9 protein-coding genes are annotated in these 13,268 nt (G+C 72.8%); 4 read left to right on the plus strand and 5 right to left on the minus strand.

Translation table 11 applies throughout. The annotated features are described in order from the left end of the window. Positions 1–24 precede the first annotated feature (24 nt). The gene (locus ACTWQH_RS06450; protein ID WP_443285367.1) at positions 25–216 is read left to right on the plus strand and encodes a hypothetical protein; all 192 of its coding nucleotides are present in this window, start codon (positions 25–27) and stop codon (positions 214–216) included. A gap of 46 nt (positions 217–262) precedes the next feature. Here the strand turns inward: ACTWQH_RS06450 and ACTWQH_RS06455 are convergent, their stop codons facing one another. Further along, positions 263–400, minus strand: a complete 138-nt coding sequence (locus tag ACTWQH_RS06455) for a hypothetical protein (protein ID WP_443285368.1) — start codon at positions 398–400, stop codon at positions 263–265. A 156-nt stretch (positions 401–556) separates the two neighbouring features. Here ACTWQH_RS06455 and ACTWQH_RS06460 point away from each other — a divergent pair, with 156 nt between their 5' ends. Continuing rightward, the gene (locus ACTWQH_RS06460; RefSeq protein ID WP_443285369.1) at positions 557–2,587 is read left to right on the plus strand and encodes a GTP-binding protein; all 2,031 of its coding nucleotides are present in this window, start codon (positions 557–559) and stop codon (positions 2,585–2,587) included. Between the two features lie 708 nt (positions 2,588–3,295). Here the strand turns inward: ACTWQH_RS06460 and ACTWQH_RS06465 are convergent. The 3 genes from ACTWQH_RS06465 to ACTWQH_RS06475 all read right to left on the minus strand — a co-directional run bounded on the left by ACTWQH_RS06465 (position 3,296) and on the right by ACTWQH_RS06475 (position 8,448). Beyond that, a complete protein-coding gene (locus ACTWQH_RS06465; RefSeq protein WP_443285370.1) occupies positions 3,296–3,601 on the minus strand; it encodes a hypothetical protein in 306 nt (101 codons plus the stop codon). Positions 3,602–3,768: 167 nt separating this feature from the next. Further along, complete coding sequence (locus tag ACTWQH_RS06470; protein ID WP_443285371.1) at positions 3,769–6,714, minus strand: BTAD domain-containing putative transcriptional regulator; 2,946 nt, start codon at positions 6,712–6,714, stop codon at positions 3,769–3,771. 186 nt (positions 6,715–6,900) lie between these two features. After that, positions 6,901–8,448, minus strand: a complete 1,548-nt coding sequence (locus ACTWQH_RS06475) for a CehA/McbA family metallohydrolase (RefSeq protein WP_443285372.1) — start codon at positions 8,446–8,448, stop codon at positions 6,901–6,903. Positions 8,449–8,645: 197 nt separating this feature from the next. Here ACTWQH_RS06475 and ACTWQH_RS06480 point away from each other — a divergent pair, with 197 nt between their 5' ends. Beyond that, positions 8,646–11,258, plus strand: coding sequence for a bifunctional FO biosynthesis protein CofGH (locus ACTWQH_RS06480; protein ID WP_443285373.1), 2,613 nt, complete (start codon positions 8,646–8,648; stop codon positions 11,256–11,258). A 20-nt stretch (positions 11,259–11,278) separates the two neighbouring features. Next, the gene (locus ACTWQH_RS06485; protein ID WP_443285374.1) at positions 11,279–12,397 is read left to right on the plus strand and encodes an ADP-ribosylglycohydrolase family protein; all 1,119 of its coding nucleotides are present in this window, start codon (positions 11,279–11,281) and stop codon (positions 12,395–12,397) included. Positions 12,398–12,506: 109 nt separating this feature from the next. Here ACTWQH_RS06485 and ACTWQH_RS06490 read toward each other — a convergent pair whose 3' ends face one another. Continuing rightward, on the minus strand, positions 12,507–13,184 hold the full coding sequence (locus ACTWQH_RS06490) for a DUF4352 domain-containing protein (RefSeq protein WP_443285375.1): 678 nt from the start codon (positions 13,182–13,184) through the stop codon (positions 12,507–12,509). Positions 13,185–13,268 lie beyond the last annotated feature (84 nt).

Genomic DNA, 13,268 nt, shown 5'->3' on the forward strand with positions numbered 1-13,268 from the left:
CGGCTAGGCGTAGGAGAGCCCGTCATGTCACCGATTGTGTGGGAAGACCCGTTCTGCGCTGAGGGAAACAACTGCTTCCGGATCGGCACGGACGCCGAAGGCAACGCCTATCTCGCCGTCGCCGGGGACGAGGGCAACGCCATCCGGGACTCGCGCGAGGCGCTGGCCGCGCTGATCCGCGACATCAAGGCCGGCAAGGTCGACCACCTGCTCTGACCGCTTCGGCGTGCTCGGGGGCATGACCGCAGGGCCGCCAGCACCCTCACAGCGCCGCGACCGCGCCCTCCACCACGTCCTCCAGGGCCTTCCTGTCCTCGGCCACCTTGGCCAGCACCCGCAAGCCGCAGCCAGGCTGCGAGCACCACGCACGGTCACCGATTGCTGCCTTTCGGTATCTCACACGCCGTAAAATCCGGTTGCCCGGGCCGGGCGCACTTGCTGTACTCCCGCCCGGCGAAACCACGCCCACGAACCGAGGAGAAAGGAACAGAAGAATGAGGCAGACGCGCATGTCCCAGCGGAACGGAACCCTTCGATACAGAGGACATGACGCCTGGTGCAAGGAACACCACGAACGCTCAACCTGGGGATTCTGGCCCATGTAGACGCCGGAAAGACAAGCCTGACCGAGCGGCTGCTGCACGCCGCCGGTGTCATCGACGAGGTCGGCAGCGTCGATGACGGCAGCACACAGACCGACACGCTCGCGCTGGAACGGCAGCGCGGCATCACCATCAAGTCCGCCGTGGTGTCGTTCCCCATCGACGACGTCACGGTGAATCTCATCGACACGCCCGGCCACCCGGACTTCATCGCGGAGGTGGAGCGGGTCCTCAGCGTGCTCGACGGCGCCGTGCTCGTCGTCTCAGCCGTCGAGGGCGTGCAGGCGCAGACCCGCGTGCTAATGCGCACGCTGCGGCACCTGGGCATCCCGACGCTCGTCTTCGTCAACAAGATCGACCGCGCGGGCGCGCGCGAGGCTCCCGTGCTGCGGGAGATCGCCGAGAAGCTGACCCCGGCCGTCGTCGCCATGGGCGCGGCGCGCGGGCTCGGCACGCGCCGGCCGGCCGTCACGCCGTACGGCCCGCTGGACGCCGCCTTCACGGCCCGGCTGGCCGAGCTGCTCGCGGAGCACGACGACGCGCTGCTCGCGGCGTACGTGCACGACGAGGGCGCCGCGCTCCCGTACGCCCGGCTGCGGGGCGAGCTCGCGGCGCAGTCCCGGCGCGGGCTGGTGCACCCCGTCTTCTTCGGCTCGGCCATCACGGGCGCGGGCGTCGCGGCGTTGATGAGTGGCATCGCCGAGCTGCTGCCCGCCGAGCGGGGCGAGCCGGACGGGCCGGTCGCGGGCACCGTCTTCAAGGTCGAGCGCGGCCCGGCCGGGGAGAAGATCGCGTACGCCCGCATGTACGCCGGGACGCTGCGCGTGCGCGAGCCCGTGCGGCTGAGCGGCGGGCGGGACGGGCGGGAGGCGAAGGTCACCGGGATCGGGGTCTTCGACCGGGGCGGGGTCGGACGCCGCTCCTCGGTCGCGGCCGGCGAGATCGGGAAGCTGTGGGGGCTCGGCGAGATCCGGATCGGGGACCACATCGGGGAGAAGGCCGGGACGGGCGCGCGCCGCCACTTCGCGCCGCCGACGCTGGAGACGGTCGTCGTCCCCGCCACCCCGGCCGGCAAGGGCGCGCTGCACCTCGCGCTCACCCAGCTCGCCGAGCAGGACCCGCTGATCAACCTCCGGCAGGACGACATCCGTCAGGAGATCTCCGTCTCGCTCTACGGCGAGGTGCAGAAGGAGGTCATCCAGGCCACGCTGGCCGACGACTTCGGCGTGGCGGTCAGCTTCCGCGAGACGACGACCATCTGCGTCGAGCGGCCGACGGGCATGGGCGAGGCCGTGGAGGTCAAGGGGCAGGCGCCCAACCCGTTCCTCGCCACGGTGGGGCTGCGGGTGGAGCCAGGGCCGGCCGGGGGAGGGGTGGCGTTCCGGCTGGGGGTGGAGCTGGGGTCGATGCCGTACGCCTTCTTCAAGGCGGTCGAGGACACGGTGCGGGAGACGCTGCGGCAGGGCCTGCGCGGCTGGGAGGTCATCGACTGCGTCGTCACCATGACCCACTCCGGGTACGCGCCGCGCCAGAGCCACGCCCACGCCCGCTTCGACAAGAGCATGTCGAGCACGGGCGCGGACTTCCGGGGGCTCACGCCGCTGGTGCTGATGGAGGCGCTGCGGCGGGCCGGGACCCGGGTGCACGAGCCGATGCACCGCTTCCGGCTCGACATCCCGGCGGACACGGTGGGCGCGGTCGTCGCCGCGCTGGCGCCGCTGCGGGGCGTGGTGCGGGAGTCCGTGACCCGGGGCGCGGCGTGCGCGCTGGAGGGGGACGTGCCGGCGGCGTCCGTGCACGAGCTGGGGCAGCGGCTGCCGGGGCTGACGCGGGGGGAGGGGCTCCTGGAGTCGGCGTTCGACCACTACGCGCCGGTCACCGGCCCGGGCCCGGTCCCGTCTCGCCCGCGCACGGACCACGACCCGCTCCACCGCCGGGAGTACCTGCTGAAGGTGCTGCGGCGCGTGCCGCGCCAAGCGGTGTGAGGCGTGGTGGGGCAGAAATGAGGTGACCCGGGCGGCCGCCGTTCCCCGCTGCCGCCCGGGTCTGCCCCAGCCCCCCGGCTGGTCCGGCGGGTCCCCACTCGCCGGACGTCTCTCTGTCTGTGTAGGACCGGCCCGGGCAGCTCCCCTCCAGTGCCGCCCGGGCCGGGCCTCCCCCGCTCCCCCCGGTGTCCCCCCGGGATCCCCCGCTTCCCCCCCGGGCTTCCCCGGCCTGTCCGGCGGTTCCCCCGCGACCGCCGGACAGGCTCCCTAGGAGGCCGGCCGGGCACCCCTGTCCGGCCGGTTGATGATGAGAATGGCAGGCCGCCATAAACACCTAATAAACGTCGTAGGCGAGCCCGTTTTGCTGCTGGGCTCGCCTACGACGAGTCGGATGTCTCCGATGCGGGCACGTCTACTTCGGCCACCCGTCGGATGGTGTGATCACCGCCGGGGACGCCGTGCTGTCGTGGTCGGCTAAGACGGGTGCCGCCGTGCCCGCCACCAGTGCCACCGCTACGGCACAGATGGCCAGAATTCTCCGTGCGCTGCCCATGAAGCCTCCTTGCCTGAAGAGGTTCTATCCGTATTGATCAACGCCGCCGATCGGCCGCGTCTGCTGGTATCGATGCCCCCGACAACCAAATAAGAACCGGCTGCGGCGGAATGCGAGTGCCACAGCCGGTCACCAGTTCTCTCGACGTCTCAGCCTCAGTCCTCGTCCATGACGGGCTTGTCGTCCTTGGGCCACGCGTCGGTCGGCTTGACGATGCCGCCGTCCTTGACGGGCTCGTCCTTGGGCCAGGCGTCCGTGGCCTTGACGATGCTGCCGTCCTTGACGGGCTCGTCCTTGGGCCACGCGTCGGTCGGCTTGACGATGCTGCCGTCCTTGACGGGCTCGTCCTTGGGCCAGGCGTCCGTGGGCTTGACGACGCCCTCCTCCGTCGTCTCGGTGGTCTCGCCGACCTCCGTTCGCTTGACGGGGCGTCGGTCGTCTTGCGCCTGGTTCTCGGTCACGGTCAACCCCCATGTGATGTCAGTGCCAGCACGGCCGCCCTCGGATTCTCCCCATGATCACGGACGGCCCTTTACATGACCGCTACCCAGGGAGCGGCCGCGATGGTGGAGCCTGGCAGCAGCCGATAAACGTCTGATGAACGCCCCGGGAGAGACGGTTCAAGGACTCAGACGGGGGTGGACGCCAGAAGGTTGCGGACTTCCACGACTTCCGGGCTGTCCTGCTCCTCGAAGACAGTGAGCGCCTGCTCCCAGCAGGCCCGGGCACGCCCGCTGTGCCCGATGGCGTCCAGCGCTCGCCCCAGCACGGTAAGGACGTTGGCACGCCACAGTGGTCCACCGGCGGTGCGCAGTTGTGCCAGAGCCTCCTCTGCCAGCGTTGCGGCCCTGGGGGCGTCGTCCATGGCCAGGTGCATCTCGGCCAGGCGGAAGAGCGTGAGCCCTTCCCACACACGCTGTCGGTTCGAACGGAAGTTCTTCAACGCCGCGGTGAACTCGTCGAGCGCTGCGGCATGCTGTCCGTCCTCGGCCAGAGCGATCCCCAGCGTGTACTGGCCGTTCGCCAGACGCAGCCGCGAACCCATCCGGCGAAGGATGGTGACGCCCTCCTGAGCGAGCTGCACGGCCTTGTCCGTGCGGCCCAGCTGCAAATTGAGCCGGGACAGGGCTCCCAGGGCGCCGGCTTCCCCCGGCCGGTCGGCGTCTGCCCGGTACTCCTGGAGGGCGCGCGTCAGGTGGGCGTCAGCGTCTTCGTGCCGGTTCTGATAGAGCGCGATGATGCCGCTGTTGTTCGCCCCGCGGGCGCGGGCGATGGGGTCATCGGCGGCCACACCGAGCAGCATGGCCCGCCGACCGTGCTCGTCCGAGGAGTCAAGCCGGTCCGCCATGTGCTCGGCCTGGGCCAGGGCGACGCGTACGCGTCCCTCCGCGAGTGTGTCCTCGGTGGTGTGCGCCGCCTCGAACAGCGTCTTGCACGCTCGCTCGTACTGGAGCGAGAAGACGCCGGATTCGGCGAGATCCCCTCCCAGCAGCAGCAGATCAGCGGCCCGGCGGCGCCCGGCCGCATGCGTGGACTGCTGCACGCAGGACAGGAGACTGTCCGCTTCGGTGAACAGCCAATCGACGGCCGTCGTGGGCGAGTCGAAGGTGAGGCCACGCTGGGCCGTCGGCTGCAGGTGGTCGATCAAACGATCGCCCGGACGCTGGAGGGCATAAACGGCAGCCGTTGTCGCCAGGTAGAAGTCGAGCAACCGCGAGAGGGCTGCCTCGCGTTCAGATGGGGGCAGCTCATCGCGCTCGGCGCACGCCTTGGCGAACAGACGCACCAGGTCGTGGAAGCGGTACCGGCCAGGTGCCGCCGACTCCAGCAGCGAGGCGTCCACCAGCGACTCCAGCAGCTGCTCGGTCGTGGCGGCGCTTCGGTCCAGCAGCGCGGCCGCTGCCTGGAGAGAGATGTCAGGGCCGTCGGTCAGCCCCAGGAGCCGGAACGCCCGCGCCTGCTCGGACCTGAGCTGGCTGTATCCCAGTTCGAAGGTTGCCTTGACCGCCTGATCGCCCGCCTGGAGCTCGTCCAGGCGGTGGCGTTCGTCGCCCAGCTTCTGGGCCAAGGTGGCGACGGTCCAGGTGCGGCGGGCGGCCAGGCGGGAGGCGGCGATGCGGATGGCCAGCGGCAGGAAGCCGCAGGCGCCGACCACGTCCATGGCGGCCTCGCGCTCGGCGCTCACCCGCTCCTCGCCGACGATCTTGGTGAAGAGGGTCAGCGCCTCCTCCGGGCTCATCACGTCCAGGTCCACCAGGTGCGCCCCGGCCAGGTCCACCATCCGGTGGCGGCTGGTGATCAGCGTCGCGCAGTCGGCCGTGCCCGGCAGGAGGTGGCGGACCTGGGCGGCGTCCCGGGCGTTGTCCAGCAGGATCAGGATGCGGCGGCCGTCCAGCAGCGAGCGGTAGAGCGCGGCGCGGTCGTCCACGCCCTCGGGGATGGCGGAGTCGGGTGTGCCGAGGGACCGCAGGAAGGAGCCCAGCACGGCTTCGGGCTCGGTCGGCGTCGGACCGGCCCCCTGGAGGTCCACGTACAGCTGGCCGTCGGGGAACTGGTCACGGGCGGCGTGCGCCACCTGCACGGCCAGCGTCGTCTTGCCGACGCCGCCGATGCCCGCCACCGCCGACACCACCATCACCCGGCCGCCCGCCGAGGCCAGCTCCGCGCCCAGCTCGGCGACGAACGACGACCGGCCCGTGAAGTCCGGGACGGTGGCGGGGAGCTGGGCGGGCCGCACCGGCGGCGGCGCGCTCGCGGAGGGCGCCTGGCCCGTGTGGTTGAGCGAGTCGTCGGCGTTGAGGATCTTCTGCTGGAGGTCGGACAGCGCCGCGCCCGGCTCGATGCCGAGCTCGTCGATGAGGATGCGGCGGGCGTCGGCGTAGACGGCGAGGGCCTCCGCCTGCCGCCCGCAGCGGTACAGCGCCAGCATCAGCAGCTCGCGCAGCCCTTCGCGCAGCGGGTACGCCGTCGTCAGGCCCGTCAGCTCCGAGACCAGCTCCGAGTGGAGCCCGGTCTGGAGCCCGACGTCGAGGCGCTGCTCGATCAGCGTCAGGCGCAGCTCGCCCAGCCGCTCCCGGTGGAGCTGGGCGCCGGGGCCGGGGATCCCGGCCAGGGCCTCGTCGCCGTCCCACAGGTCCAGCGCCGTGCCGTACAGCTCGTACGCCCGCGTCAGGTCGCCGGCCGCCGCGGACTTCTCCGCCTCGGCGGCCAGCCGCTCCGCCTCGTGGGCGTCGATCTCGTCGCCCTGGCCGAGCCGCAGCGCGTAGCCGCCCGCCTCGCTCACCAGCGCCCCGGCGCGCGGGCCGAACATCTTCCGCAGCCGGGTGGCGTAGGTGCGCAGCGTCGGCACCGCGTGTTCCGGGGACTCCTCTCCCCACAGCACGTCGACCAGCTCGTGGGCGGTCGCCGTGCGCCCCCGTCTCAGCGCCAGGGCGGCCAGCATCGCGCGTAGCTGTGGTGTGCCGGAAGGAAGGAGCTCGTCGCCCAGCCATGCCCGGACCGGGCCGAGCACGGTCAGGCGGAGAAGGGGCGCAGGCGTGCGCCCCTCCGCGGTCCCCCCACCCTTGGCCGCCATGGTGTCCCCTGCTTCTGTTTGCGCTTCCGAAGCCGATTCACGCCGTTGGGTGTGCCGCGCATCGCGCGTAGTGCCGCCGCGCGGGCACACGCCTCGTCACCGTGCGTCCACCTTTCCCTGGTTGACGGCGCGTGATGTGCGCGGGCACGCGCCGGGAGCGGAAGCCCGAGACGAGAGCGTTACAGCCTATCGGCTTCGACTGTCCCCAAGGAAGAGCGGATTACTCATTGCAGCCATCGCCCCGGGCAGCCCGGAGGCGCCGCCGTCGGCCGGGGCGTGGCGGACCTCGGCGCGGACGTACGCCGCCAGCGAGACCGTCGTCCGCCACTCCACCGCGCCCGAACCGTCCGCCGGCAGCGGCTCGGTGCGCATCAGGCCCTGGTCGGTGACGAGGCGGATGCTGCCGCCGGGCACGCCGCCGGCCTCGGCGCGGACGGTGACCTCGGTGTCGCGGCCGACGCCCTCGCCCGCCAGGCGTTCCCCGATCGAGGCGTGGTGGCCGCGCCCGTCGGTGGCGGTCAGGCTCAGCTCGACGGACGAGGACTCGGCGAGGTACGAGCGCCCCGCGCGCAGCCCGGCGAGGATCGCCTGGCGGCTGAGGTCGTCGGCGAGGACGACGGTCTGCGGCAGGCCCACGACCTGCGGCTCGCGGTGGGCGTCGCTGTTGCCCATGGCGGGGAGCCACGCGCCCGTGGCGGCGTTCGCGACCAGCGTGCCGTCCCACGTCGCCAGGGACGCCTCGTCATCCGGCGTCCACGGGCCGTTCCACACCTCGACGGCGTCGGCCTGGAGCAGCCCGAACTTCCAGGCGCAGCCGATGCAGGTGGCGTGCGGGTGGGCGGGGACCAGCAGGCCGCCGGCGCGGTGGATGCGGCGGGCGTAGTGGTCGTAGGCGTCGTCGCGGGCGCGGTAGCGCCAGTCGATGAAGGTGCCCGGGTCGATGCCGAGCGCCAGGTAGTGGCCGTTGCGCGTGGTGACCTCCTCGCCGCACAGCACGAGCAGTTCGCCGTCCGGATGGTCCCACAGGCCCTCCCAGGCGGCGTGGCCCGACGAGGTGTTGTGCTCGGAGGTGTTGATGAAGTCCAGGCCGGCGGCGCGGGCGGCGGCCGCCACCTCGGCCGGGGTGCGGGCGCCGTCGGAGTGGACGGTGTGCAGATGGCAGTCGCCCCGGTACCAGGCCCGGCCCCGGCCGGGGGCGCGCTCGGGCGGGTAGACGGGGCGGGGGGTGCGGCCCTGGCGGCCGTAGTCGAGGGTGATGGACAGCTCGTAGTTCAGGCCCTGCGGCGCGACGGTGTAGGGGCCGAGGATGACGTGCCAGGTGCCGGGGTTGAGGGGGCCGGCGAGGTAGGCGGGGGTGGCCTCCTCGGCGCTGATGAAGAACTCGGTGCGGAAGCCGCCGGACCAGCCGCGGAAGCCCTCGCCCGGCAGGTCGGTGCCGCGCTCGTCGAAGATGCCGATGTCGAGGGCGTTGCCGGGCGTTCCGGCGGGGACGGTGGGGCGGTCGTAGGTGTAGGAGACGTGGATCCGGCGTACGCCGCGCGGCACTTCGAGGGGGACGTAGACGAAGTCGGGCGCGCCCGTGGCCAGATGGCCGGTGATGGTCCGGGTTTCCGTTTCCTGTCCGTCGGCGTGGGCGAACGTCACGGGGGAGAGCGTAATGGCCGCCGCGCCCGAGGTGGCCGCGGTGAGTCTGAGCAGATCCCGGCGTTTGACACCCGAAGGCCTGGAGGGCATGGCGGAACTCCGTTCGTCGAGGCGGTGTCGGGGGAGCGAGCGGGGAGTGAGTACCGTCACACGTCGAGGTGGCGCGCGGGAGAAGGCAGGTCAAGAACGGGGCGCACACTCGGCGACGGCGTGCGCCGGTGCCTGCCGGGGAGTGCCGGTGATCACTGCCATGTTCGGCTGTCGGCGTTCGCTCTTATCCTCGGGGCATGACTTCACCTGCGGAGGGACCTCCGGCGGCGCCGACGGCCAACGGGATGCGGCGCGCGCTGCGCCGCGCCCGGGACGGGGTGGCGCTGGACGCGGCGGAGGCCGCCGTGCTGCTGCGGGCGCGCGGCGAGGACCTGGAGCGCCTGTGCGCCACGGCGGCACGGGTGCGGGACGCGGGCCTGGCGGCGGCCGGGCGCCCGGGCACCATCACGTACTCGAAGAAGGTGTTCATCCCGCTCACACGCCTGTGCCGGGACCGCTGCCACTACTGCACCTTCGTCACGGTGCCGGGCAGGCTGCGCCGCGAGGGGCACGGGATGTTCCTCTCGCCGGACGAGGTGCTCGACATCGCGCGGCGCGGGGCGGCGCTGGGCTGCAAGGAGGCCCTGTTCACGCTCGGCGACAGGCCGGAGGACCGCTGGCCCGAGGCCCGCGAGTGGCTCGACGCCGCCGGGTACGGTTCGACGCTGGACTACGTGCGGGCCATGGCGATCCGGGTGCTGGAGGAGACCGGCCTGCTGCCGCACCTCAACCCGGGCGTCCTGTCGTGGACGGACTTCCAGCGGCTGAAGCCGGTGGCCCCGTCGATGGGCATGATGCTGGAGACCACCGCGACCCGCCTGTGGTCCGAGCCGGGCGGCCCGCACCACGGCTCGCCCGACAAGGAGCCCGCGGTGCGGCTGCGGGTGCTGGAGGACGCCGGGCGCTCCAGCGTGCCGTTCACCACCGGCCTCCTCATCGGCATCGGCGAGACGTACGCCGAGCGCGCCGAGTCGCTGTTCGCGCTGCGGCGCGTCGCCCGCGCGTACCACGGCATCCAGGAAGTCATCGTGCAGAACTTCCGGGCCAAGCCGGACACGGCGATGCGGGCCATGCCCGACGCGGAGCTGGCGGAGCTGGCGGCCACCGTCGCCGTCGCCCGCCTGCTGCTGGGCCCGTCCGCCCGCATCCAGGCACCGCCGAACCTCGTCGACGAGGAGTACTCCCTGATCATCGGCGCCGGCATCGACGACTGGGGCGGCGTCTCGCCCCTCACGCCGGACCACGTCAACCCCGAGCGGCCCTGGCCCCACATCGACGCCCTCGCCGAGCGCACCGCCGCCGCCGGGTTCACGCTCCGCGAACGCCTCACCATCTACCCGGAGTTCATCCGGCGCGGCGAGGCGTGGCTCGACCCGCGGCTGCTGCCGCACGTCACGGCCCTGGCCGAGCCGGCCACCGGCCTGGCCCGGGAGGACGCGGCGCCGCGCGGGCTGCCCTGGCAGGAGCCCGACGAGCCGCTGACGGCCGCCGGGCGCACCGACCTGCACCGCGCCATCGACACCGAAGGGCGCGGCGCCGACCGGCGGGAGGACTTCGACGAGGTGTACGGCGACTGGGGCGCGCTGCGCGAGCTGGCCGCCCCCGGCATGGCGCCGGAGAGGACCGACGGCGACGTGAGGGCGGCGCTGTCGGTGGCCGCCGACGACCCGACGCGGCTGACCGACGAGCAGGCCCTGGCGCTGCTGCACGCCGACGGCCCGGCGCTGGACGCGCTGTGCCGCACCGCCGACGACCTGCGGGCCTCGGTCGTCGGCGACGAGGTCACCTGCATCGTCACCCGCAACATCAACTTCACCAACGTCTGCTACACCGGCTGCCGCTTCTGCGCCTTCGCGCAACGCCGCACCGACGCCGACGCCTACACCCTCTCCCTCGGCCAGGTCGCCGAGCGGGCCGAGCAGGCCTGGCAGGTCGGCGCGGTCGAGGTCTGCATGCAGGGCGGCATCCACCCCGACCTGCCGGGCACGGCGTACTTCGACATCGCCCGCGCCGTGAAGGAGCGGGTGCCCGGCATCCACGTCCACGCCTTCTCGCCGATGGAGGTGGTCAACGGCGCCGCCCGCACCGGCCTGTCGATACGCGACTGGCTGACCGCCGCCCGCGAGGCGGGCCTGGACACGATCCCCGGCACGGCGGCGGAGATCCTCGACGACGAGGTGCGGTGGGTCCTCACCAAGGGCAAGCTGCCGGCCGACACCTGGATCGAGGTCGTCACCACCGCGCACGAGCTGGGCATACGCTCCTCGTCCACGATGATGTACGGGCACGTCGACTCCCCCCGGCACTGGCTGGGCCACCTGCGGACCCTCGCCCGGATCCAGCGGGCCAACGAGGAGAAGGGCGTGGCGGGCTTCACCGAGTTCGTGACCCTCCCCTTCATCCACACCAACGCCCCGGTGTACCTGGCGGGCATCGCCCGCCCGGGACCGACCCACCGCGACAACCGGGCGGTGACGGCGATGGCCCGCCTGCTGCTCCACCCGCACATCACGAACATCCAGACGAGCTGGGTGAAGCTGGGCACCGAGGGCGCGGCGGAGATGCTGCGCTCGGGCGCCAACGACCTGGGCGGCACGCTGATGGAGGAGACCATCTCCCGCATGGCCGGCTCGGCGTACGGCTCCTACCGCTCCGTCGCCGGGCTGCGGGCCATCGCCGACGCCGCGGGCCGCCCCTCCCGGCTGCGCACCACCACCTACGGCCCCGTCCCGGCGGAGCGCGAGGCCGCAGCGCTGGCGTCGGACGGGCAGCTGCCCGAGCTGCTGCCGGTGGTGGAGGTGGCGGGGTGACGGGGCCAGTGGGAGGGCCAGTGGGAGGGCCGGTCGCGGGGGCCGTGTGGGGCCGCGCGGAGCAGCAGGACTTCCGCAGCCGGGTGCGGGGCTGCCTGCTGGGCGGCGCCATCGGCGACGCGCTGGGCGCGGGCATCGAGTTCAGCTCGCTCTCGGACATACGCGCGCAGTACGGCCCGGAGGGCGTGACGGACTACGTGCCGGCGTACGGGCGGCGCGGGGCCATCACCGACGACACGCAGATGACGATGTTCACGGTCGACGGCCTGATACGCGCCCACGTGCGGCGCGACACCGGGGCCTGGCACCCGCCGACGGACGTGCACCAGGCGTATCGCCGCTGGTTCGTCACACAGCGGGAGTGGGGCCCGGACGAGCGGCGCGACGGCGACGGCTGGCTGGCCCGCCAGGAGTGGCTGTACTCCCAGCGGGCGCCGGGACGGGCCTGCCTGGCGGGCCTGGGCGACGACGCGATGGGCACGGTCGACAAGCCGAAGAACCCCGACTCCAAGGGCTGCGGCACGGTGATGCGCTCCGCGCCGTTCGGGCTGCTCGTCGGCTGGGAGCCGCAGCTGGTGTTCCAGCTCGGCATCGAGTGCGCCGCCCAGACGCACGGGCACCCCACCGGGCAGCTGGCGGCCGGGGCGTTCGCCGCGATCGTCCACGCGCTGGTGCGCGGCGACTCGCTCGACGCCGCCGTGCAGAAGGCCCTCGTCCACCTCGCCACCCGCCCCGGGCACGAGGAGACGACCGACGCCCTGAAGCGGGCGCTCGGCGCGGTCCGCCAGGGCCTGCCCAGCCCGGAGCGCGTCGAGTCGCTGGGGGAGGGCTGGACGGCGGAGGAGGCGCTGGCCATCGGCGTGTACTGCGCGCTGGTCGCCGAGGACATGCGCCACGGCCTGCTGCTGGCGGTCAACCACGGCGGCGACTCCGACTCCACCGGCTCCGTCTGCGGCAACCTGCTGGGCGCCCTCCACGGCGAGACGGCGCTGCCCCCGGCGTGGCTGGCCGAGCTGGAGGGCCGCGCCGCGCTGCTGGAGCTGGCCGACGACTTCGCGATGGAGATGACGCAGGGCCCGGCGCTGCACGGCCCCGGCGAGTCGGCCCGCGTCTGGCTGGAGCGCTACCCGCGAGGCTGAGCCGCCGTGGGGGCGTGACCCCTGGCGGCGGCCTGCGTGGTGGGCCCCGGGGCTGCCCGTTCCGGGTGAGCGACGGTGAGCGGACGACGGCGTGTCCAACGCGCGCTCGCTACGGGCGCGCCAGGTCGAGCTCGACAGGCGGGTCGCGCTCCTCGGAGGCGTCCCGCTGTTCCTCCTCGGAGATGTCCCACTCGGCCTGGTCGTCGCCCCCGCCGAGGCCGTAGGGCATGAGGTAGCTGACCTTGTCGATCTCCGAGCCCTTCGGGACCTCGTAGCTGATGAAGCCGAGGGCGGCCTCGCCGGGAGAGACCCGGATGGCGTCCGGGAAGTGCGGGCCGGCGTCGCTGTAGAAGAAGTAGGCCACGTCGAACTGCTGCCCTTCCTCGTCGATGATCTGCGTGTCGAGGAAGTAGTCCTCGAAGAAGCCGCCGCCGGTGTTCTCCACGCAGAACTGCACGGAAACCAGCCGGTTCCCCGCCGCAGGCGCGGAGAACTCGTCCTCGGGCGTCGCCGGATCGACCACGTCGACGACCGTCATCCTCACCTGGTCCTCGAGGTCGTCCAGATTCGCGCTGTCGCCTAGGTCAAGCCCTCGCTCCTCCCCGTCTTCATCGTCTTTGCCGTCTTTGTCGTCGTTCTCCGGGGGGCACTTCTTCTCGCTCTCCGCTCCGGAGGGTGATGAAGGGATCGCAGAAGAAGGCTGCACGGCTGTGGCTGCTCCCGCGCCGCCGCAGACGAGGACGGCGGCGAGGAGCGCCGCGGCCGCCGGTGTGAGCTGGTGCTTCATCGGTCTGTCCTAGCCGGATGGTCCAGAGGCCGCGGAGACATGTCGCACACGCGTGCGACCGTCCGCTGTCTTCAGCCTATGCCC

This window comes from Streptomyces sp. 6N223 (assembly GCF_052246635.1).
GTDB lineage: Bacteria > Actinomycetota > Actinomycetes > Streptomycetales > Streptomycetaceae > Streptomyces.